21 protein-coding genes are annotated in these 22003 nt (G+C 73.2%); 15 read left to right on the top strand and 6 right to left on the bottom strand.

The window, feature by feature from the left end:
* The first annotated feature begins 29 nt into the window (after window positions 1-29).
* The 4 genes from ACXET9_RS05680 (at window position 30) to holA (ending at window position 5244) form a co-directional block, all read left to right on the top strand.
* Window positions 30-707 (top strand): vitamin K epoxide reductase family protein, encoded by a 678-nt coding sequence (locus ACXET9_RS05680; RefSeq protein ID WP_457885528.1) that lies wholly within the window; start codon window positions 30-32, stop codon window positions 705-707.
* 117 nt (window positions 708-824) lie between these two features.
* On the top strand, window positions 825-1775 hold the full coding sequence (locus ACXET9_RS05675; protein ID WP_457885527.1) for a helix-hairpin-helix domain-containing protein: 951 nt from the start codon (window positions 825-827) through the stop codon (window positions 1773-1775).
* On the top strand, window positions 1772-4225 hold the full coding sequence (locus ACXET9_RS05670) for a ComEC/Rec2 family competence protein (RefSeq protein ID WP_457885526.1): 2454 nt from the start codon (window positions 1772-1774) through the stop codon (window positions 4223-4225). Before ACXET9_RS05675 ends, ACXET9_RS05670 begins: the two co-directional genes overlap by 4 nt.
* Window positions 4226-4257: 32 nt before the next feature.
* Window positions 4258-5244: a DNA polymerase III subunit delta gene (gene holA, locus ACXET9_RS05665; RefSeq protein ID WP_457885525.1), complete on the top strand. Its 987-nt coding sequence runs from the start codon at window positions 4258-4260 to the stop codon at window positions 5242-5244.
* 109 nt (window positions 5245-5353) lie between these two features.
* Here holA and rpsT read toward each other — a convergent pair whose 3' ends face one another.
* Both rpsT and ACXET9_RS05655 read right to left on the bottom strand, forming a co-directional pair.
* Window positions 5354-5620, bottom strand: coding sequence for a 30S ribosomal protein S20 (rpsT, locus tag ACXET9_RS05660; protein WP_457885524.1), 267 nt, complete (start codon window positions 5618-5620; stop codon window positions 5354-5356).
* Between the two features lie 299 nt (window positions 5621-5919).
* A complete protein-coding gene (locus tag ACXET9_RS05655) occupies window positions 5920-6666 on the bottom strand; it encodes a type II toxin-antitoxin system PemK/MazF family toxin (protein WP_457885523.1) in 747 nt (248 codons plus the stop codon).
* 105 nt (window positions 6667-6771) lie between these two features.
* Here ACXET9_RS05655 and ACXET9_RS05650 point away from each other — a divergent pair, with 105 nt between their 5' ends.
* The 5 genes from ACXET9_RS05650 (at window position 6772) to hemW (ending at window position 13246) form a co-directional block, all read left to right on the top strand.
* Window positions 6772-8424: a circularly permuted type 2 ATP-grasp protein gene (locus tag ACXET9_RS05650; RefSeq protein WP_457885522.1), complete on the top strand. Its 1653-nt coding sequence runs from the start codon at window positions 6772-6774 to the stop codon at window positions 8422-8424.
* On the top strand, window positions 8405-9325 hold the full coding sequence (locus tag ACXET9_RS05645; protein ID WP_457885521.1) for an alpha-E domain-containing protein: 921 nt from the start codon (window positions 8405-8407) through the stop codon (window positions 9323-9325). The genes ACXET9_RS05650 and ACXET9_RS05645 overlap by 20 nt, the downstream gene beginning before the upstream one ends.
* Before the next feature lie 134 nt (window positions 9326-9459).
* Window positions 9460-11334: a translation elongation factor 4 gene (gene lepA / locus ACXET9_RS05640; RefSeq protein WP_457885520.1), complete on the top strand. Its 1875-nt coding sequence runs from the start codon at window positions 9460-9462 to the stop codon at window positions 11332-11334.
* Complete coding sequence (locus tag ACXET9_RS05635) at window positions 11331-12080, top strand: MOSC domain-containing protein (RefSeq protein ID WP_457885519.1); 750 nt, start codon at window positions 11331-11333, stop codon at window positions 12078-12080. Before lepA ends, ACXET9_RS05635 begins: the two co-directional genes overlap by 4 nt.
* On the top strand, window positions 12077-13246 hold the full coding sequence (gene hemW / locus ACXET9_RS05630) for a radical SAM family heme chaperone HemW (protein ID WP_457885518.1): 1170 nt from the start codon (window positions 12077-12079) through the stop codon (window positions 13244-13246). The genes ACXET9_RS05635 and hemW overlap by 4 nt, the downstream gene beginning before the upstream one ends.
* On the opposite strand, the gene ACXET9_RS05625 is transcribed toward hemW, so the two are convergent.
* The 3 genes from ACXET9_RS05625 to ACXET9_RS05615 all read right to left on the bottom strand — a co-directional run bounded on the left by ACXET9_RS05625 (window position 13191) and on the right by ACXET9_RS05615 (window position 16088).
* On the bottom strand, window positions 13191-14183 hold the full coding sequence (locus tag ACXET9_RS05625) for a hypothetical protein (protein ID WP_457885517.1): 993 nt from the start codon (window positions 14181-14183) through the stop codon (window positions 13191-13193). The two genes, hemW and ACXET9_RS05625, sit on opposite strands and share 56 nt — an antisense overlap.
* A 123-nt stretch (window positions 14184-14306) precedes the next feature.
* Window positions 14307-15044, bottom strand: coding sequence for a DUF4870 domain-containing protein (locus ACXET9_RS05620; protein ID WP_457885516.1), 738 nt, complete (start codon window positions 15042-15044; stop codon window positions 14307-14309).
* A gap of 153 nt (window positions 15045-15197) precedes the next feature.
* Entirely contained in the window at window positions 15198-16088 is an 891-nt protein-coding gene (locus ACXET9_RS05615) for a DUF3097 domain-containing protein (protein WP_457885515.1), read from the bottom strand.
* 137 nt (window positions 16089-16225) lie between these two features.
* On the opposite strand from ACXET9_RS05615, the gene hrcA reads away from it, so the two are divergent.
* The 3 genes from hrcA (at window position 16226) to ACXET9_RS05600 (ending at window position 19367) form a co-directional block, all read left to right on the top strand.
* The gene (gene hrcA / locus ACXET9_RS05610; RefSeq protein ID WP_457885514.1) at window positions 16226-17257 is read left to right on the top strand and encodes a heat-inducible transcriptional repressor HrcA; all 1032 of its coding nucleotides are present in this window, start codon (window positions 16226-16228) and stop codon (window positions 17255-17257) included.
* 105 nt (window positions 17258-17362) lie between these two features.
* Window positions 17363-18490, top strand: coding sequence for a molecular chaperone DnaJ (dnaJ, locus tag ACXET9_RS05605; protein WP_457885513.1), 1128 nt, complete (start codon window positions 17363-17365; stop codon window positions 18488-18490).
* Between the two features lie 55 nt (window positions 18491-18545).
* A complete protein-coding gene (locus ACXET9_RS05600) occupies window positions 18546-19367 on the top strand; it encodes a 16S rRNA (uracil(1498)-N(3))-methyltransferase (protein WP_457885512.1) in 822 nt (273 codons plus the stop codon).
* A gap of 123 nt (window positions 19368-19490) precedes the next feature.
* Here ACXET9_RS05600 and ACXET9_RS05595 read toward each other — a convergent pair whose 3' ends face one another.
* Window positions 19491-20033 carry an NADPH-dependent FMN reductase gene (locus ACXET9_RS05595; protein ID WP_457885511.1) on the bottom strand — a complete coding sequence of 181 codons (543 nt, stop codon included), beginning with the start codon at window positions 20031-20033 and terminating at the stop codon, window positions 19491-19493.
* 77 nt (window positions 20034-20110) lie between these two features.
* On the opposite strand from ACXET9_RS05595, the gene ACXET9_RS05590 reads away from it, so the two are divergent.
* The 3 genes from ACXET9_RS05590 to ybeY are packed head-to-tail and all read left to right on the top strand — an operon-like array spanning window position 20111 to window position 21990.
* Window positions 20111-20473, top strand: coding sequence for a histidine triad nucleotide-binding protein (locus ACXET9_RS05590; protein ID WP_457885510.1), 363 nt, complete (start codon window positions 20111-20113; stop codon window positions 20471-20473).
* Window positions 20474-20479: 6 nt separating this feature from the next.
* Window positions 20480-21526, top strand: coding sequence for a PhoH family protein (locus ACXET9_RS05585; protein WP_457885509.1), 1047 nt, complete (start codon window positions 20480-20482; stop codon window positions 21524-21526).
* 2 nt (window positions 21527-21528) lie between these two features.
* The gene (ybeY, locus tag ACXET9_RS05580; protein ID WP_457885508.1) at window positions 21529-21990 is read left to right on the top strand and encodes an rRNA maturation RNase YbeY; all 462 of its coding nucleotides are present in this window, start codon (window positions 21529-21531) and stop codon (window positions 21988-21990) included.
* Window positions 21991-22003 lie beyond the last annotated feature (13 nt).

The raw sequence follows: 22003 nt of genomic DNA, 5'->3' as shown, positions 1-22003 counted from the left end.
GGTCGTCGACCCCTGGAAGGTCCGAGCTGATGAGCGAGAACACCCGATCCGAGGATCCGAACGAGGCGGAGCTGCTCGCCGAGATCGACGCCGAGCTCGCCGCGGAGCGCTCCGCGGCGCCCCGTGCGAGCGCCCCCCTGACCGGCGCCGTGCTCCTGGTCGCCGGTCTCGTCGCCTGGATCGCGGCGATGACGCTCATGGTCGACAAGCTCTACCTGCTCGAGAACCCCGGGGCGACCCTCGGCTGCGACATCAACCCGTTCATCTCCTGCGGGAACGTGATGATGACCTGGCAGTCCGACGCCCTCGGGGTGCCCAACATGGCGATCGGCCTGGCGGGCTACGCGATCATGGGCGTGCTCGGCTCCCTCATGATCAGCGGCATGCGCCTGCCGACGTGGATGCGCTGGGCGCGGCTGGGCGGGATGACCTTCGCCTTCGCCTTCATCCACTTCCTCGCCTACTCGGCGCTGTACGTGATCAAGGCGCTGTGCCCCTGGTGCATGGTCGTGTGGACCGCGACCGCGCCCATGTTCTTCGCGACCCTCGCGCACACCATCGAGGACGGCGACCTGCGGCTCCCGCGGCCGCTCGCGAACATCCTGCGCCACTGGATCGTCCTGTCGCTGCTGTGGTACCTCCTGGTCATCGTGCTCATCGCCCTCGCCTTCCTGCCCCAGTGGATGACCATGCTGGGGCTGCGCTGACGCCCGGCTGATCCCGCGGCCGATCCTGCGGCCGTGATGCTCCTCCCCAACGGCCCTCCGTCCCCAGCGGGCACGGAGCACGGGCGGGGAGGACGGGAGGCTCCCTAGCCTGCGGGCATGAGAGCAGCATCGAGAACCCGGCGCTCCCGCCCCTCGGCCCGGGGCGGTCGCCACCAGCGGTCCGCGGAGGCCGTGGAGATCCCGGAGGCCGCGGAGACTGCGGAGCGAGTCCAGGATCCCGGTCCCCTCCTCGAGCAGCGCGACCGCACCGCGGCCCCGCGCCGACGCCGACGATTCCCCGCGCCCTCGCCGTCCTCGCTGGTGGGCGTCGGCGTGCTGGTGCTGATCGGCATCGGCGTCGTGCACCTCTCCGGCAGCGGCTCCGCGGTCCCGCTCGAGGAGCCCTCCGCGACGGTCGTGCTCGAGAGCCCGACGGATGCCGACGACCTCGCCGGAGCGGGGCCCGCCGAGGCGGGGACCGAGTCGGCCTCCTCGGCCTCCTCGGCATCCGCCACCGCCGGTGCCTCGGATCTCCCGACGACGAGCGCGGAATCCTCCGGGTCTGCTGAATCCGCTGGGTCTGCTGGGTCTGCGGAGATCGTCGTGCACGTGTCCGGGCAGGTCACCGCACCGGGCGTGGTGCGCCTCCCGGCAGGATCGCGGGTCGATGACGCCGTCCGAGCGGCGGGCGGGGCGACCGACGAGGCGGATCTGGGGGCGCTGAACCTCGCACGGATCCTCGAGGATGGCGAGCAGGTGCGCGTCCCCGCACCGGGGGAGGAGCTGCCCGCACCGACCGCGACCCCCTCCTCGACGGGCGCGGGCGGAACCTCCTCGGCGGCCGGCGAGGGGGCCGCCGCCGACGGGACCGGCGCCCTGATCGACCTCAACACCGCCAGCGCCGCGCAGCTGGAGGGACTGCCCGGGGTCGGGCCCGCGATCGCCCAGCGCATCGTCGATCATCGCGAGGCCAACGGCCCCTTCGCCAGCGTCGACGACCTCCTCGAGGTCTCCGGCATCGGGACCGCCAAGCTCGAGCAGATCCGCCCCGCGGCGACCGTCGGATGAGCGCCGCAGCGCCGACTCCTGCACCGGCAGCAGCCTCCGCCGCCGCTCCTGCCCCTGCCGCACCGCGCAGCGGGCTGCGGCACGGGGATCTGCGGCTGCTGCCCGGGGCGACCGCGGTCTGGGCGCTCGCGGTGATCGGCGCGATCCTCGGCCAGGGCGCCGCGGTCGCGGCCGCAGCGCTGCTGACCAGCGGCGTCCTCGCCGCCGTGGTCGCCCTCGGACGCCGCGGCCGCTCCAGCGCGCTCATGGCGCACCTCGGTCTCGTGCTGATCGCCTGCCTGCTGCTCGTTCCCGCCCTCGAACGGGCGAGCACGACCCGTGACGTGCTCGCCGGCGCCGCCGAGGACGGCGTCGTCGTCGAGCTCGCCCTCACGCTCCGCACGGACCCCGAGACCCCGGCCACCGGCCCCGCCTGGGCGCGCACCGGGGTCCGGGCGAGCGCCCGCAGCATCCGCGGACCGGTCCGGATCGGCGCGCAGGAGATGACGCTGCCGGGTTCGGTGCCGATCCTCCTCAGCGCCGACGGGGACGCCGCCGCGGCGCTGTCCGCGGCCAGTGACGGTGCGGACGTGCTCGTGCGCGGACGGCTCCGCGCCGACGGCGACCTCCTCATCCTGCAGGCGACCCGCGCGACCGTGATCCCGCGCAGCGGCATCACCGGCGCCCTCGACCGGGCCCGCGAGGGACTCCGCGTCCGGGCGCGCGCCGCCACCGCGCATCTCCCGTCGGACGAGGGAGCCCTCGTGCGGGGCATGACCACGGGAGACACCCACGGGCTCTCCGAGGATGCCGAGGAGATGATGCGCCGGGCCGGGATCTCGCATCTCGTCGCGGTCTCCGGGGCGAACATCGCCCTGGTGATCGCGGCGGTGACGATCCCGCTGCTGCTCGCGGGCGTCCGCCGTCGTCCCCGGATCGCCGCCGCGGCCGTCGCGATGGCCGCCTATGTCTGGCTCGTCGGCGACGAGCCCTCGGTGCAGCGGGCGGCGACGATGGCGGCGCCGCTGCTGGCCGCCCGCTTCCTCGGCGTGCGGGCCTCGCCCGTCGCCTGCCTCGCCCTCGCCGTCGCCTTCTGGTCCGTCCTCGACCCCATCACCGCTGCGAGCATCGGCTTCCTGCTGTCGGCTCTCGCCACCGCGGCGATCCTGCTGGCGGCCCCGCCGCTCGCCCGGGCGATCCGTGAGCTCAGCAGGGACCGGCTCGGGGACGCCGCATGCCTCGTGCTCGCGGTGCCGCTGGTCGCCCAGCTCGCCTGCACGCCGGTGCTGATCCTGCTCGCCCCCGAGATCTCGCTGTGGTCGGTCGCCGTGAACATGCTCGTGGATCCGATCGTCGGCCCGGTGACCGTGATCGGCCTGATCTCGCTGCCCGTCGGCCTGCTCTGGCCCGACGGCGCGGCCGGGCTGATGAGCCTCGGCGGCGGGGGAGCGCACCTGGTGCTGATCATCGCCCGCACCGCGGACGCGCTGCCGCTGTCGAGGATCCCCGTCGCCGAGGGCGCGATCGGCGTGCTGGCGTGCCTGGGGATCCTCGCTGCCCTCGCGCTCGCCGTCGCGACCCGTCGCCGCCGGCTCACCCGCTGGGCGTGCGCGGCGGTCGCGGTGGCGGTGCTCGCCTGGGGCGTCGGACGCAGCGCGCCCCTGCGCGACCAGGACCCCTGGATCGTCGCCGCCTGCGCCGTCGGCCAGGGCGATGCGATGCTGCTGCGCACCGGGACCGCGGGCGACGAGCGCACCGTGCTCGTGGACACCGGCCCGGATCCTGCGGCGCTGACCGCATGCCTCGACCTGCTGGGCGTGGACCGGATCGATCTGCTGGTCCTCACCCATCCCCACGCCGATCACACCGGGGGCCGTGCCGCCCTCCGCGGGGACCGCCTCCCGCTGCGGCAGTGGATCTGCCCGATCGACGCCGCCGCCTCCTCGGTCGCCGCGGGCGTCCCCGCGGAGGTCGCGACGACGGGGACGGGCACGCTGCTGGGGTCGCTCGAGATCGAGGTGCTGTGGCCGCCGTCGGCGGAGGCCTCCCGGGCCGCCTCGCTGCGCGAGCAGTCGTCCTCCGAGACCGACGGGGCCAACGACTGCTCGATCGCGGTGTCCGCCCGCTGGTCCGACGGCACGCGCCTGGTCGCCCTCGGCGATCTCGAGCCCGCCGCCCAGTCCGAGCTGCTCGCCCTGGACCCGGGCGGGGCGATCACCGCGGGCACCGACCTCGTCAAGGTCGCCCATCACGGGTCCCGCCACCAGGACGCGGATCTCTACACCGCCCTCGCGCCGCGGATCGCCCTGGTGACCGTGGGCAGGGAGAACACCTTCGGGCACCCCACCGAGCAGACCCTCACGATGCTCGGCCGCCTCGGGGCGGGGATCGCCCGCACCGACGTCCACGGCACCGTGATCGTCCCCGCGGCGGATCCCGGCGCGCCCCGGTCCGTCGGCCCGGGCCGATAGGATCGACCAGCCCCCACCGAGAAGGAGAACCCGTGAGCGATGTCGAGTGGCACAGCGTCGCCCTCGCCCCGGTCGTCCTGGTGCACGGCACCGAGGCGCTCATCGCGGATCGCGCGGTCCAGCGCCTGCGGGGGCTCGCCCGCGAGGCCGACCCGCAGGTCGCCGTCCACGAGCTCGCCGGGGAGGCGCTCACCGCGGGCGCGCTCTCGCAGGTCGCCAGCCCGTCGCTGTTCGGTGAAGGACGCTTCGTGATCGTCCCCGAGCTGCAGTCGGCGCCCGAGTCGCTGATCGCCGAGATCCTCGCCTACCTGCCGGCCCCGGAGCCGGACGTGACCCTCGTGCTGGTCCACCGCGGCGGAAACCGCGGGAAGAAGCTGCTGGACGCCCTGAAGAAGGCCGGGGTCCCGCGCGTCGACGCGAGCCCCGTCAAGCGGGCCGCCGACAAGCAGGCCTTCGTCGCCGCCGAGTTCGCCCGCGCCGATCGCCGCGTCCAGCCGGATGCCGTGACCGCCCTCGTGGACGCCTTCGGCACCGACCTCGCCGAGCTCGCCGCGATCAGCCGCCAGCTGATCGAGGACACCACCCCGGACCCGGGGGAGCCGGCCGCACCCATCGGCGTCCGCGACGTGCATGCCCTGACCGCGGGACGCGTGGAGTCCACGGCCTTCGCGGTCGCCGACGCCGCGATCGCGGGCCGCGAGACCGAGGCGCTCCAGCTGCTCCAGCAGGCGCAGCTCGCCGGGGCCGATCCCGTGCCGATCGTCGCTGCGATCGCCTCCAAGGTCCGCTCCCTCGCCAAGAGCACCGCGCCGGGGGCGAGCGCCCGCACCCTCGGGATGCCCGACTGGATGCTGCGCAACCTCTCCCGCGAGGCGCGTGCCTGGAACGACCGCTCCCTCGCGCGCGCCATCGAGGCCGTCGCCGTCGCCGACCACGAGGTCAAGGGCGCCGGTCGCGATCCCCGCTGGTCGGTGCAGCGGATGGTGATGGAGATCTGCCGCGCCCGCCGCGCGCGCTGAGGCCCCCGCCCCGCCGACGCCGCAGCCCCCGCCGGTGACGCGGGGGACGGCATGGTGAAGGGCCCCGCGCACCGGAGTGCGCGGGGCCCTTCACGAGGTAGAGCGGGGCTCAGGCCTCGACGGAGGCGACCAGCTTGGCCAGACCCGACTTGCGGTTGGCGGCCTGGTTCTTGTGGATGACGCCCTTGGAGACGGCCTTGTCCAGCTTGCGGGACGCGGCCTGCAGGGCCTCGCCGGCCGCCGCGGCGTCGCCGGAGGCGACAGCGGTGCGGACCTTGCGGACGTACGTCTTGAGCTCGGACTTCGCCGCGCGGTTGCGCAGGCGAGCCTTCTCGTTCGTCTTGTTCCGCTTGATCTGGGACTTGATGTTTGCCACGAAGACTCTTCTCTGATGCTGTGGAGGAACTCCCGCGGCTGCTGAGGACCGGCTCCGACGGGGACGGGCGGTGGGGATCGCCTGGAGACGTCGGTGCCGGGACGCTGCCACGGCTACTCGCTCGGGTCGCACTGGCCGCCAGACCCGGACACGGTAGGTCGGACGGGGCGCGCACACCTCGCGGTATGTCACACATACGTCGAAGGACTCTACCAGAGCGACATCGGTCGGTCAGCAGACGGCGGGCGTGTCCTGCATCCCATCGGGCACGGGCGCCGAGCGTCCGACGGCGGCGGGGATCAGGCCCAGCCGTGGGTCCGTCGGACCTCCGCGGCGACCCGGGCGAAGCGGTCGGCGTCCAGCCGTGCACCCTCGCGGCGCACACCGCCCGGCGACAGCCGCAGGAGCCGGTCCGCGCGGACCTCCGACTCCCGCCCCTGGCGATCCCAGTCTCCCGAGCCGATGTCCACCCAGGTGGCGCCGTGCTCATCGGTCGCGGTCCCGCCCGAGGGCGTCCGGTCCCGGGAGGTCAGCATGAGGGCCACCAGCACGGCGCCCGTGCCGTCGGCTCCTCCGGCCGCGGCCGGCTCCTCCGCGATGATCAGCACCGGACGGTCCTTGCCCTGCAACATGTCCTCCTCGTAGTGGACCCATGCCCACACGATCTCGCCGGGATCGGCGACATCGTCCGCATGGGGCGCATAGGTGATCGCCAGCGGGGCCGAGCCGGAGCGGTCCGCGAGCACGGTCGCATCCGCCGATGCCGATGCCTGCTCCGAGCGCGTGGAGGACGCGGGCGTGGGCGCGGGCTTCGCCGGCGCAGGGGCCGTCGCGCTCGACGTCCTGCTCGGTGCCTTCTTCGCGTTCTTCCTCCCGGTCGTCGAGGCGGTCCTGCCGGGTGCCGTCCCGGTGCCGGAGGAGGCGTCGGCGTGGTCCTCGGTCGCCGCCTTCAGGGCGGCCTCGCCGAGATCGCGGGCGGCCCGTCGGACGGCGGGGGAGCGGGTCGCCGAGCGCAGCAGCGCGGCGAGGCGGGAGGTGAAGGACATGGGTGCTCGATCCTCGGAGACGGGACGGGAAGGGCGGCGGAGGAGGCGCGGACACGACGCCGCAGGCCGGGACGGCATCCGCCGGGACGGTGTTAGATGGTAGCCATGTCCTCCAGCTCGCTCCTGTGGGGCGCCGGTGCCGGGGCCAACGGCGACGAGATGATCGCCCCCGACGGAACCGCCCGCCCCGTCTACGGCTTCCTCCACGAAGCGATCGCCGCCCTCGGCGAGGACGAGTTCCGCCAGCGCACCGAGTCGCTCGCGCGCAGCTATCTCGACCGGGGCATCACCTTCGACCACGCCGGCGAGGAGCGCCCCTTCCCGATCGACGCGATCCCGCGCGTGATCGCCGGCGAGGAATGGGCGGAGGTGTCCGCGGGCATCGCCCAGCGGGTCAGCGCCCTCGAGGCCTTCCTCGACGACGTCCACACCGACCGTCGCGCGGTCGCCGACGGCGTGATCCCGGCGTCCCTGCTCGAGCGGCCCGCCTCGGTGTCGGCGCGGACGTCGGCGGCGATGCGCGGCTACCGCCCGCCCAACGGAGTGCGCATCCACGTCTCCGGCATCGACCTCGTGCGCGACGGCACCGGCGGCTTCCGCGTCCTCGAGGACAACGTCCGCACCCCCAGCGGCGTCAGCTACGTCCTGTCCAACCGTCGCGCCATGGTCCACACCTTCCCCGAGCTGTTCGCGGGGCGCCGGGTCCGCAGCGTCGGCGAGTATCCCGGACGCCTTCTGGCGGCGCTGCGCGCGGCCGCCCCGGACACCGCCGGCGAGGAGCCCGCCGTCGTCGTCCTCACCCCGGGCCGGTACAACAGCGCCTACTTCGAGCATTCGCTGCTCGCCCGCACCATGGGCGTGGAGCTCGTCGAGGCCGGGGACCTGGTCGTCCGCTCTGACCGCGTCTACATGCGCACCACTGCCGGGCTCCGCCGCGTCGACGTCATCCACAAGCGCACCGACGACGACTTCCTGGACCCCGAGGTCTTTCGTCCCGACTCCGTGCTCGGCGTGCCCGGTCTCGTCCGCGCCGTCCTCGCCGGGAACGTCGTGCTCGCCAACGCGATCGGCAACGGCATCGCCGACGACAAGCTCACCACCACCTACGTCCCCGACCTCATCCGCTACTACCTGCAGGAGGAGCCGATCCTCCCGGGCGTGGACACCTGGCGGCTCGAGGAGCCCGCCGCGCGGGCCGAGGTCCTCGACCGGCTCGACGAGCTCGTCCTCAAGCCCGTCGACGGCTCCGGCGGCAAGGGCATCGTCATCGGGCCCGTCGCCACCCGGGTCGAGCTCGCCGCCCTGCGCGCCCGCATCATCGCCGATCCTCGCGGCTGGATCGCGCAGCCGCTCGTGCAGCTCTCCACCATCCCCACCCTCGTCGAGGACGGGCTGGAGCCGCGGCATGTGGACCTGCGGCCCTTCGCCCTGAACGACGGCGAGGCGGTGCACGTGCTGCCCGGCGGCCTCACCCGGGTCGCGCTGCCGCGCGGGGAGCTGATCGTGAACTCCTCCCGCGGCGGCGGCTCGAAGGACACCTGGGTCCTCGGCGCCGAGCGGCCCGTCCGGATCGAGGTCCCCACCAGCACCGGCCAGCTGCGCGTCCTCGAGCACGACGACGGGGACGCGCCCGTGGAGACCGGCCGCGGGGATGCGGCGGACGGCCGGTCCGGCGCGGCCGAGCCGCCGCCCATCACCAGCGCGATCGCGATGATCGAGATCGAGGAGGGGGACGAGGATGCTCAGCCGGATCGCTGACGCCATGCTGTGGATCGGACGCTATGTCGAGCGCGCCGACCAGACGGCCCGCATCCTCGATGTGCGACTGCAGGCGATCACGGAGGACGTCGGCCGCGGCGCCGCCGGCGACCTCGCCGAGGTGCTCGCGCTGTTCGGCGCCCGGCCGACGGCGGACGCCGGCCGCGCGCCCGACGTGCAGGGCGTCCTGGACCGCATGGTCGCCGACCGCGAGAACCCCTCCGCCGTCGCCGGCTCCCTCCGGATCGCCCGCGAGAACGCCCGCGGCGCCCGCGAGGTGCTGCCCACGGAGGTCTGGGAGGCGCTGAACACGACGGCCATGAACATGCCCCGCAGCATCAGCCCCTCGCGGATGCACGACGTGTTCCGGGTCGCCAAGGACCGCTGCGCCGTCATCGGCGGGCTCGTCGACTCCACGATGACCCGCGACGAGGCGTGGCTGTTCCTCGTCATCGGCCGGATGGTCGAACGGATCGACATGACCGCGCGCCTGCTCGCCGCCCACGACCGGGAGGACACCTCCGAGCAGGCCTGCGTGCAGCTGCTGCGCTGCGCCGGCGGCTGGGAGGCCTACATCCGCACCTACCGGGGGCTGATCGCCTCCGACGACGTGCTCGCCTTCCTGCTCCTGGACTCCGCCTCCCCGCGCTCGGTCGCGCACTGCCTGCATGAGCTGGACCGGGCGCTCGCCGTGCTCAGCCGCCTGCACGGGCGTGCTCTGGACCGGCTCGGCACCGAGGACCCGACGCGGAGGATCGTGGGGCGCGCCCTGGCGAGCCTGCGCCACCGCTCCTACGAGGAGATCGCCGCGGACTTCGCCGCCGAGATGGAGCGCCTGCAGCTGGTCACCGCCGCGGCGACGCGCTCCCTGGCGAGCACCTATCTCCATGCCGAGGCCTGAGGCGGGCGGACGGGGCGGCTGTGACGTCGGACCTCCCGGCGGCGGCCGGGGCGCGGAGCGCGAGGTCCCCGTGAGACGATGGTCGGCGTTCAGCGCGCCGACGGGCGCGCGCCCCGAGTGAGAGGAAGCCGCCGGTGACCCCCAGGATCGCTGCCGATGAGGCCCGGGACATCCAGCCCGCGTCGACGCCCCAGGAGCGCATCCGCAACTTCTGCATCATCGCGCACATCGACCACGGCAAGTCCACCCTGGCCGATCGGATGCTGCAGATCACCGGGATCGTCGAGGACCGCGCCATGCGCGCCCAGTACCTCGACCGCATGGACATCGAGCGAGAGCGCGGCATCACCGTGAAGTCGCAGGCCGTGCGCATGCCCTGGCAGGTCGACGGCACCAACTACTCGCTGAACATGATCGACACCCCCGGCCACGTCGACTTCACCTACGAGGTGTCCCGCTCGCTCGCCGCCTGCGAGGGCGCGATCCTGCTGGTCGACGCCGCCCAGGGCATCGAGGCGCAGACGCTGGCGAACCTGTACCTGGCGATGGAGAACGACCTCACCATCATCCCGGTCCTGAACAAGATCGACCTGCCCGGCGCGGACCCGGAGAAGTACGCGGCCGAGATCGGCCAGCTCGTCGGCGTCGACCCCGACGACGTGCTGCGGGTCTCCGGGAAGACCGGCCAGGGCGTCCCCGAGCTGCTCGACCACGTGGTGCGCACCCTGCCCGCGCCCGAGGGCGATCCCGACGCCGCCTGCCGCGCGATGATCTTCGACTCCGTGTACGACACCTACCGGGGCGTGGTCACCTACATCCGCGTCGTCGACGGCTACCTGCGCTCCCGCGACCGGATCGACATGATGTCCACCGGCGCGCACCACGAGCTGCTGGAGATCGGCGTGAGCTCCCCGGAGCCGCATCCGACCTCGGGCATCGGCCCCGGCGAGGTCGGCTACCTCATCACCGGCGTGAAGGACGTGCGCCAGTCGAAGGTCGGCGACACGATCACGACCTCGGTGCGCGGAGCGACGGAGCCGCTCGCCGGCTACGCGGACCCCAAGCCGATGGTCTACTCGGGCCTGTTCCCGATCGACGGCTCCGACTATCCGGTCCTCCGCGACGCCCTGGACAAGCTCAAGCTCAACGACGCCGCGCTCGTCTACGAGCCGGAGACCTCCACCGCCCTCGGCTTCGGCTTCCGCGTCGGCTTCCTGGGCCTGCTCCACCTGGAGATCGTGCGGGAGCGGCTCGAGCGCGAGTTCGACCTCGACCTCATCTCCACCGCCCCCAGCGTCGTCTACCACGTGGTCATGGAGGACGGCACGGAGGTCGAGGTCATGAACCCCTCGGACTTCCCCGAGGGCAAGGTCCACGAGATCAGCGAGCCGATCACCAAGGCCACGATCCTGGTGCCCGCCGAGTTCATCGGCGCGGTCATGGAGCTGTGCCAGTCCAAGCGCGGCACCCTCGGCGGCATGGACTACCTCTCGGAGGACCGCGTGGAGCTGCGCTACACGCTGCCGCTGGCGGAGATCGTCTTCGACTTCTTCGACCAGCTGAAGTCCCGCACCAAGGGCTACGCGTCGCTCGACTACGACGTCTCCGGCTCCCAGACCGCGGACCTGGTCAAGGTCGACATGCTCCTGCAGGGCGAGCCCGTGGACGCCTTCAGCGCGATCATCCACCGCGACAAGGCCTACCACTACGGCGTCGAGATGGCCGGGAAGCTGAAGAACCTCATCCCGCGCCAGCAGTTCGAGGTGCCGATCCAGGCCGCGATCGGCTCGCGCATCATCGCCCGCGAGAACATCCGCGCGATGCGCAAGGACGTGCTGTCGAAGTGCTACGGCGGCGACATCTCCCGCAAGCGCAAGCTCCTGGAGAAGCAGAAGGAGGGCAAGAAGCGCATGAAGAACATCGGATCCGTCGAGGTCCCGCAGGAGGCCTTCATCGCCGCCCTCTCGTCCGACGCGGCCGAGCCCAGCAAGGACGGGAAGAAGAAGTGAGCCCCGTCGGGCCGCGGCTCGACGTCGCGATCGACGCCTCCCATGGGGGGACGATCGCCGCGGTGTGCACGGTCGCGCAGCTGTTCCCGGTGCCGGAGCGCTCGCTCATGAGCGGCATCGACAAGCGGCCGTCGTCGGCCCCCGTGCGGCTGCTGACCCATGGGGTCCTCGGCGACGTGCAGGGCGACCGCGAGCACCACGGCGGGATCTTCAAGGCCGTCTACGCCTTCTCCCGCGAGGTCCGCGCGGCCTACGCCGCCGAGCGCGGCGAGGATCTGCCCGACGGGTTCTTCGGGGAGAACCTGGTCTCGACCGGCCAGGACACCGACGAGACCGTCGTCGGGGAGCGCTGGCGGATCGGCACGGCGATCGTCGAGGGCACCTGCGCGCGCCAGCCCTGCGGCACCTTCAGCGCCCGCATGGGCGATCCCCGGTGGGGCCGGTGGTTCACCGAGGAGGGGCGCTGCGGCGCCTACTTCGCGGTCGTCGAGGAGGGTGCCGTGAGCGCCGGCGACGCGATCGAGGTGATCGCCCGCCCCGACCACGGGGTCACCATCGGCGACACCTTCCGGGGCCTCGCCCCGCAGCAGGCCCGCTTGCTGCTGGACTGGGCGCAGGACACGGGCGCGGTGCTGTACGACGGCACCGCCCGGCAGATCGATCGCGCCCTGAGCCCCCACGGCCTCGAGGTCCCCGCCGCGCTGCGCTCCACCGGACGCGGCACGCCCGTCGGAGCCGCCCGATGAGCGCCGCCCTGCGGCCGACGGACGACCTGTCGGTCTACATCCATGTGCCCTTCTGCGCGGTGCGCTGCGGGTACTGCGACTTCAACACGTACACCGCGACCGAGCTCGGCGGCGGAGGCTCCCAGCGGGAGTACCCCGCCAACGCCATGCGCGAGATGGATCTCCAGCGGGCCGACGACGCGGCCGCCGGCTACGACTACCAGCGCGTGGGCACGGTCTTCTTCGGGGGCGGCACGCCCACCCTGCTGCCCGCCGAGGACCTGGTCGCGATGCTCGACCACCTCCGCACGCTGATCCCGCTGGCCCCGGGCGCCGAGGTCACCACCGAGGCCAATCCCGACTCCGTCACCCGCGATTCCCTCCAGCGCCTCGCCGACGGCGGCATCACCCGCGTCTCCTTCGGCATGCAGTCCGCCGTCCGCTCCGTGCTCGCGACGTTGGATCGCACCCACGACCCCGAGCGGGTCCCGCAGGTCGTCGCCTGGGCCCGCGAGGCCGGTCTCGACGTGAGCCTCGACCTCATCTTCGGCACGCCGGGGGAGACCCTCGCCGATGTCGAGACCTCCGTCCGCGCGGCGCTCGCCTGCGGGATCGACCACCTCTCCGCGTACTCGCTGATCATCGAGGGCAACACCGCCATGGCGCGCAAGCTGCGTCGCGGGGAGGTCGCCGAGCCCGACGGGGACGACATGGCCGACAAGTACGAGCTCGTCGACGACCTCGCCGCAGCGGACGGCCTCGGCTGGTACGAGGTCTCGAACTGGGCGCGCACCCCCGAGCACCGCTCTCGCCACAACCTCGCGTACTGGCACGGGACCGACTGGTGGGGGATCGGCCCGGGGGCGCATCGCCACCGCGACGGGCAGCGCTCCTGGAACGTCAAGCACCCCAGCCGCTACGCCGCGCGCCTCGCCGAGGGCGCCCTGCCCGTGCAGGAGAGCGAGCGGCTCTCCGCCGAGGACCGCGCCCTCGAGCGGGTCATGCTCGAGCTGCGGATCGTCGACGGCCTGGAGATCGAGGCGGTGCCGGCGAGCCGGCGGCACATGGTGGACGTCCACCGCGAGCGCGGGCATCTGGACCCCGGGGCGCTCGCCGACGGTCGCGCCGTGCTCACCCGCCGCGGACGGCTGATGGCCGATGCGGTGATCCGGGACCTCGTGGAATGAGCTGTGCGCTCCGGAGCGCACGCCGGTGGGCGAACCACGTTCGGGAGGCGGGCAGGAAGGCGAGCAGGACGCTCGTCCCGGACACCAGCAGGAAGAGGGCTCCTAGCAGGGGCTCGACCGGCAGCGCGGTGAATGAGCCGCAGACCACGGCGGCGAGCGCCACCCAGCGTGCTCGTCCTGTCCCCCGCAGGACCCGCCACGCGTAGATCCCGAAGACGGCGGCGATGGCGAGCCCGAGGAGCGTGCCGACGAGCATGATCAGACCGGCGATGCCCGAACTGATCGTGTGCACCCATTCCAGGGCGCGGATGCCGGTGTCGTCCGTCAGCCAGGCGATCACGCGCAGCGTCCTCCCCGCCCCGAAGGCGCTGAGCAGGACCGTGAGCGCCATGAGGAACGCTGCCAGCATCGCGGCGACCGCGGAGAAGATCAGTGCGCGGGGCATGTGAGGGCGCCCATCGGGGCCGATCCGCAGCTCTCCGGCGCGCCGTCCGGCGTCGGCGGCGCTGCGCACTGCTCCACCGGCCCGGGTGCGGACGGCACCGACGGCCTGCGCCCCCGTCGGGGCGGCGGCGCTCCAGGCGCTGGATGCCGCAGAGCGTCCGCTCTGCGCGATCTCCCGGCTGCGTCCGGCGAGCTCCTGACCGCCCTGGGCGATGCGTGAACGGGTCTCGGCGCGGCGGTCCCAGAGCGCGCGGGTCCCTCGGGAGATCCGCACGGCGTCGTCGCCCAGCATGTCGCGCCAGCCGCCCCCGTTCGAGGGCGCGGCCGAGGGCAGTGCGGCCGAGGGCGGCGGGGGAGATGCCGGCTGGACCGGCTGATCGTGGACCGATCCCGGCGAGCGCTGCGGATCCCAGGGGGCGCCGGGGGATCGGGGATCGCCGAGATCGGCGGGGGCAGGGCGCTGGCGCGGATCGGGGGCCGGAGAGTCCGTCATCGGTGCCTCACTGTGCGACGGCTGGACACAGAGCACGATATCGGCTCACTGCGCTCCTCACGACGGCGCCCGCCTCGTCCAGGACGAGGCGGGCGCCGTGAGGGGGTGTCTGCGAAGGGGCGGTCACTTCACCAGACGGATGTTGATCGGGTAGTTCCACCAGGTGCCCTGATTGGTCTTCACCGCACCGATGATCGCGAACACGCCGTGCAGGATCGCCGGCACCCAGATCAGCGGGAACGCGAATCCGCCGATCCCGAAGGTGATCAGCGTGAAGATCGTCAGGACGATCGCGAGCACGATCTCGATGATGACCGTCGCGATCGCCGCGTTGAGCGCCTCGGCCGCGTTGTAGCGGACGAAGCGGTCGCGGTCCTTGTACATGAGGAAGATGACCAGCGGGCCGACCCAGCCGAGGAATCCGGCGCCGACGATGTAGCCGAGCACCACGGACAGATGGGCGAACATCGACCACATGCGCGAGTCCGAGGGCGTCGTGCCCTGGCCGGACAGCGTGCCCTCGTAGAGGCCCGCGAAGCCGGCCGGCAGAGGCGACTCGGCCGGGTGCTGGCCGGCGGGGGCGCCGGCAGCGGGCTGTGCGTAGCCGCCCGCCTGCGGGGCCTGCTGCTGGTAGCCGCCGGACGGGGGAGCGGCCTGTGCGAACCCGTCCTGCTGCGGGGCCGGCTGCGCGAAGGGATCCGCCGAGGACGCGGTGCCGTACGGGGACTGCGGGGCCGCGGGGGCGGGGGTCGCCTGCGGGGCATCGGCGGCGGAGGCGGAGACGGCCGGGTCGGCGGACGTGCCCGCGAAGGGGTCGTACGGATGCTGGCCGTCGGGGGTCGGGGCGGGGTTCTGCGTCATGGTGGCGCTCCTCGGTACGGGCCGGGCCGTGCATCCGGCGGTGGTCGATGAGCCCAGAGTAGAGGGTTCCTGCGTCCGGCGTCTCCGCGGGCTCCCTCCGAGATGACCGGGGGATTTCCCCCAGGCGGCCGGCCGCTCGAGCGCCGGCCGTCGTCAGCCGCCGGCGCCGTCGACCGTCACGAAGTCGATGAGCTCCTCGATGCGCCCGGAGAGCGTGGGCTCGACGTCGGCGTAGGAGCGGACGGTCGAGAGGATCCGCTGCCAGCCGCGGGCGATGTCGGCCTGGTCGGCGTGCGGCCAGCCCAGCGCCCGCAGCGAGCCGACCTTGATGTCGATGCCGCGCGGGACGTGCGGCCAGGCCTCGAGGCCCACGCGGGCCGGGCGGACCGCCTGCCACACGTCGACATAGGGGTGGCCGAGGACGAGCACGTTCCCGCGCGCGCCCGGCAGGCGCATGACCTGCTCCGCCAGCCGGGTCTCCTTCGATCCGGCGACGAGGTGGTCGACCAGGACGCCGATGCGGCGCTCGGGGGAGGGGGCGAACTCCTGCACGCGCTCGACGAGGTTGTCGGCGCCGTCGAGCATCTCGACGACCACGCCCTCGATGCGCAGATCATGGCCCCACACCTTCTGGACGAGCTCGGCGTCGTGCTTGCCCTCCACCCAGATCCGCGAGGCGCGGGCCGTGCGGGCGCGAGCGCCCTCGACATAGACCGAGCCGCTGGCCGAGATCTTCGGCGCCGCGTCCTTCCGGGCGACGGGACGGGTGAGGACGACGGGCTTCCCGTCGATCATGAAGCCCGGTCCCAGCGGGAAGGAGCGGCGGCGGCCGTGGCCGTCCTCGAGCTCGACGACGATGTCCCCGGCGATCTTCTCGAGCCGGGTGATCGCACCGGTGAAGCCCGTGGCGGCGTCCTCGACGACGAGGTCGCGGCGGACCGGGATCTCCTGCGGGACGGGGCGGCGACGATGGTGCGACGGAGGACCGGAGGACAGCACGTCGCGGCCGTACCGGTCGGGGAAGCGATCGGGTGCGGAAGGCATCCTCGCACCGTACACCCGTGGCGAACACCTCCTGGAACGCGTCCTCGCGGGGCGTAGGATTGGCACTCGACGGCCCCGAGTGCCACGTCCGCCAGGGGCCGCAGGGGACCGTCGGACGACCATGCGAGACGCGCCCGATGCGCGCGCCAGACCAGGAGGTGAGGGGGACGGACACCCGCAAGCTGCAGATCCTCGGAGCCATCGTCGAGGACTACGTGTCCACTCGCGAGCCCGTCGGCTCGAAGTCGCTGCTGGAGCGGCACGAGCTGGGAGTCTCCGCGGCCACCGTCCGCAACGACATGTCGGTGCTGGAGGAGGAGGGGCTGATCCACCAGCCCCACACGTCCGCCGGCCGCGTGCCCACCGACAAGGGCTACCGGGCCTTCGTCGACCACGTCGCGACCATCAAGCCGCTGTCCGCGCCCGAGCGCCGTGCCATCCAGGCGCTGCTCGAGGACGCCGGGGACGTCGAGGAGATGCTCGGCCGCACCGTGCGCCTGCTCGCCCAGCTCACCCAGCAGGTCGCGATGGTGCAGTACCCGGCGCGCCGGCAGGCCCGCATCCGCCACGTCGAGCTCGTGAAGGTCGCCGACTCCCTGCTGCTGATCGTCCTGATCACCGAATCCGGGCGCGTCGACCAGCGCACCGTGCCGATCCTCGCGCCCCGCGGCGCCGAGTTCTACGCCGACCTGCGCGACCAGCTCCTGCGGGCCGTCGCCGGCCGCGAGGTCACCGACCTCGCCGTCCCCCTGCAGGACATGCTCGAGAGCGTCCCGCACGTCGACCGGCCCGCCGCCGTCGAGGTCGCCGAGGCGATCGTCGCGCTCGCGGCGACCCGCGCCGAGGACCGCATCATGCTCGCGGGCACCGCGAACATCGCCCGTTCCGCCGAGGACTTCGCCCGCGACGTCGAGCCGCTGCTGGACGTCCTCGAGGAGCAGCTGGTGCTGCTGCGCCTGTTCACCGACATGCACGTCTCGCCCGGGGCCGTCGAGGTCCGCATCGGCTCCGAGCTGCGCGACCGCGCCCTGAACCAGGCCGCGGTCGTCGGCGCCGGCTACGGAGCCGGATCCCATCTGGCGATCCTCGGTCCCACCCGCATGGACTATGCGGCCGGCATCTCGACCGTGCAGGCCATCGCCCGCTACGTCTCCCGCTATCTCGAGTGACCGGGCGGGCCGGCACCCCGTCGGTCCCGCCCGCCCGCTCCGCCTGCCGCGCCCCCGCGCAGGCGCCCGCCCGCCCACGAACCACCGGCAAGGACACCCTTCACCGTGAACGACGACTACTACGAGCTGCTCGGAGTCTCCCGGGACGCCTCCACCGACGAGATCAAGAAGGCCTACCGCAAGCTCGCCCGCACCCTCCACCCGGACGTGAACCCGGACCCGGAGGCGGCCGAGCGCTACAAGCGGGTCTCGCAGGCGTACCAGACCCTCTCCAACGAGGACAAGCGCCGCCAGTACGACATGGGCGGATCCGGCGGCGCCGGCGGCTTCCCCGGCTTCGGCGGTGCCGGCGGCTTCGACGTCAACGACATCTTCGACATGTTCGCCGGCGCCGCCGGCATGCGCGGCCGGAACCAGGGGCCGATCCCGCGCCAGCGCCGCGGCGGCGACGTCCTGCGCCGCACCCGCATCACGCTGCGCGACGTCGTCTTCGGCACCGAGGAGAAGGTCACCTTCCGCACCGCCGAGCTGTGCGAGCGCTGCCAGGGCTCCTGCTGCGAGCCCGGCACCTCTCCCACCCGCTGCACCGCCTGCAGCGGCTCCGGCCACGTCCAGCGCGTCGCCCAGTCGCTCCTCGGCCAGATGGTCACCACCGCCCCCTGCCCCACCTGCGAGGGCCACGGCGACGTCATCGAGTCGCCCTGCACGGCCTGCTCCGGCCACGGCCGCACCCCGGCCGAGCGCACCGTCACCGTGCGCATCCCCTCCGGCGTCGAGAACGGCACCCGCATCCAGCTGCGCGGCGAGGGCGAGGTCGGCGAGGCCGGGGGACCCTCCGGCGATCTCTTCGTCGAGCTCGCCGTCAAGGAGCACGACGTCTTCTCCCGCGAGGCCGACGACCTCGTGACCACCCTCGAGGTGCCCATGACCTCCGCCGCGCTCGGCGCGACGATCCCGCTGGAGACCTTCGACGGCGTCCAGGACATCGAGGTGCGCCCCGGAGCCCAGGCCGGCGACGAGGTCACCCTCAAGGGCCTCGGCGTGACCCCGCTGCGCCGCGAGAAGCGCGGCGACGTGCGCGTCGTCCTCAGCGTCGTCACCCCGCAGGGGCTCACCGACGAGGAGCGGGAGCTGCTCGAGCAGTTCGCGGCGCTCCGCGGCGACGAGAGCACCCGCCGCCACAAGGGCTCCCGCCCGTTCGCCAAGCTGCGCGAGCGCCTGCGCGACCTGTGATCCGCCGACGGGGCGGGGCCGCGGCCCCGCCCCGTCCGTCCTCGAGGAGCACGTCATGCCCACCACCCCGCCCGGATTCCTCGTCCTCGACGGAGCGCTCGAGACCGCGCGCGCCGGCGACGCCCTCGTCCTCGCCGGCGAGGAGGGCCGCCATGCCGCGAAGGTCGCCCGCATCGGCGCCGGCGAACGAGTCCTGCTGACCGACGCCCCCGGCCGGCAGGTCCTGGCCGAGGTCTCCGCCGCCCGCAAGGAGGAGCTCGACCTCGTCCTCCTCGCCGACCCCTCCGCCCCGGCGGCGCGCAGCCCGCGGCTCACGCTCGTCCAGGCCCTCGCCACGGGCGGCCGCGACGAGCAGGCGATCGAATCCGCGACCGAGCTCGGCGTCGACCGGATCGTCCCCTGGATCGCCGAGCGCTCCGTCTCCGTGTGGCGCGGGGAGAAGCTCCGCAAGGGACGCGCCCGCTGGGAGGGGACCGTCCGCGCGGCCGTCAAGCAGTGCCGCCGCCCCGGCATCCCCGTCGTCGAGGAGCCCGTCGCCGGCACCGCCGTCATCGGCACCGTCCGCGAGGCCGCCGCGCGCGGCGCCCTCGTGCTCGCCCTCCACGAGCAGGAGTCGGTGGGGCTCATGAGCCTCGCCGCGGACCTGCGGGCCCTCGCCCCCGGTGCCGCCTCCGGTGCCGCCCCGGGGTCCGCCGCGGCGATCGAGGAGATCGTCCTCGTCGTCGGCCCCGAGGGCGGCATCTCCGAGCGGGAGCTCGACGCCCTGCGCGAGGCCGGCGCCCGCAGCGTGCTGCTCGGCCCCGAGGTGCTGCGCACCTCCACCGCCGGGCCCGCGGCGATCGCCGTGATCAGCACGCTCGTCGGCCGCTGGGGCTGAGGCCCCGCGCCGGCCCGCGCCCGGCGCTCGAGCCGTTCCCCGCCGGACGCGCGAAGGACCGCTCCCCTCGAGGGGGAGCGGCCCTTCGCGATCGGGGCGCCCGGCGGGCGCCGATGACGAGGATCAGGCGACGGAGGAGCCCACGAGCGACTCGACGCGATCGAGGGCGGAGACCAGCTGCGCGGCCTTCTCATCGGCCACGGACAGCACGCCCTCGGGGGACACGTCCTGACCGAAGGCGAGGCCCACGGTGCCGATGACGTCCGCGTCGACGGCCTTCATGAGCTCCTCGAGCTTCTCGAGGACGCGCGCGCCCCCGCCCCAGGAGGTGCCCACGAGGACCGTGGGCAGCTCGGTCCACTCGGTGATCAGGTAGTCCACGGCGTTCTTGAGGATGCCGGGGTAGGAGTAGTTGTACTCCGGGGTGACGATCACCACGGCGTCGAGGGCCTCGACGCGCTCCGACCAGGCGATGCCGTGCTCGGTGGTCTTGGCGTTCCCGCTGCGCGGGGGGAAGGCCTCGTCGTAGGCCGGGAGGGCGACCTGCGCGAGATCGATGCGGTCGACCTCGAAGCGCTCGCCGACAGCCGAGGCGACCCAGTCAGCGACATGCGTCGAGACGGCGTTCGGGCGGGCGGAGGCGGTGATGATTCCGATCTTCGTCATGGTCACAGGAACGTACTGGCCGGTAGCGGTGTTCCCCGTACGAATGTGTCCTGCGTCGCTCCACTAGACTCGCTCCCATGAGCAGCACCGCCCCCGAGCTCCGCGACCCGGACTGCATCTTCTGCAGGATCGTCGCCGGAGAGATCCCCTCCGACCGCGTCCACGAGGACGAGTCGGTCATCGCCTTCCGCGACCTGCACCCGCAGGCGCCCGTGCACGTCCTCGTGGTCCCGCGCGAGCACCGCCGCGACGTGCGGGCGCTCGCCGAGGACCCCGCGGGCCTCGCGCACGTGGTCGACGTCGCCGGGAAGGTCGCCGACGAGCTCGCCGACGGGGAGTTCCGCCTCGTGCTCAACACCGGCGCCTCCGCCGGCCAGTCCGTCTTCCACGTGCACGCGCACGTCCTCGCGGGCGGGACGCTCGCAGAAGGGAACCTGTGACGCCCGGTGCCTGACGCGCTCACCCCTGCTCCCGGCCGCGCTCCCGAGACGGTCGAGCGCCGTCTGGCGATCCCCGACCACCTCAGCCCCTTCCAGGTGCTGGGGGAGAACGACCAGGCCCTCGCGGCCCTCGAGGACGCCGTCCCCGACACCGATGTGCATGTGCGCGGCCACCAGGTCACCCTCCGCGGGACCGAGGACGCGCTGCGCCGCTCCGAGCACATCGTGCGCTCGCTGATCGAGCTCGCCTCCACCGGGCACGCGGTCACCGCGGAGGCCGTCCAGCGGGCCGCGAGCCTCTACGGCGACGACCGCGCCGAGGGCCAGAAGATCGATCAGGTCCTCTCCCGCACGATCCTGTCCTCGCGCGGGCGCACCATCCGCCCTAAGACCCTCGGGCAGAAGAAGTACATCGAGGCGATCGAGTCCTCGACCATCACCTTCGGCATCGGCCCGGCCGGCACCGGCAAGACGTACCTCGCCGTCGCGATGGCCGTCCAGCAGCTGCTGAGCAAGCAGATCAACCGGATCATCCTCACGCGCCCCGCCGTCGAGGCGGGCGAGCGCCTGGGCTTCCTCCCCGGCACGCTGAACGAGAAGATCGATCCGTACCTGCGGCCGCTGTACGACGCGCTCCACGACATGCTCGACCCCGAGTCGATCCCGCGGCTCATGGGCGCCGGGACGATCGAGGTCGCCCCGCTCGCCTACATGCGCGGGCGCACCCTCAACGACGCCTTCATCATCCTCGACGAGGCGCAGAACACGACGCCCGAGCAGATGAAGATGTTCCTCACCCGCCTGGGCTTCAACTCCACCATGGTCGTCACCGGCGACGTCACGCAGGTCGACCTCCCCGGCGCTCAGCGCTCCGGGCTGCGCGTCGTCGAGCAGGTGCTCTCCGGCGTCGACGACATCTCCTTCTGCCGCCTGTCCTCCCGCGACGTCGTCCGCCACCGTCTGGTCAGCGACATCGTCGAGGCCTACGGCCGCTGGGAGGTCGGGCCGGGCGGGACCCGCGACTCCCGCCATCGCTCGACCAAGGGAGCCTGATCATGACCATCGAGATCCGCAACGAGACCACCTACGAGGTCGACGAGCTGGAGTTCGTGGACCTCTCGCGCTTCGTCTTCGAGGCGATGCACCTGAACCCTGCGACCGAGATGTCGATCCTCTTCGTCGACGAGCCGGCGATGGAGAAGCTCCACATCGAGTGGCTCGACCTCCCCGGCCCGACCGACGTCATGAGCTTCCCGATGGACGAGCTCACCCCGGGCACCGCCGAGCATCCCGCCCCCGAGGGGCTGCTGGGGGACGTCGTGCTCTGCCCGAGCGTCGCCGCGAAGCAGGCCGCCGAGGCCGGCCACAGCGCCGTCGAGGAGATGCTGCTGCTGACCTGCCACTCCATCCTCCACCTGCTGGGCTACGACCACATGGAGGAGGACGAGCGCACGGTGATGTTCGACCTCCAGCGCAAGCTCCTGCTCACCTTCCTCGCCTCCCGGCGCGAGGCATGACCGCGGCCGACGC

It is taken from the genome of Brachybacterium netajii (SeqCode) (assembly GCF_054114245.1).
This window is presented reverse-complemented; position numbering and strand designations above follow the sequence as displayed.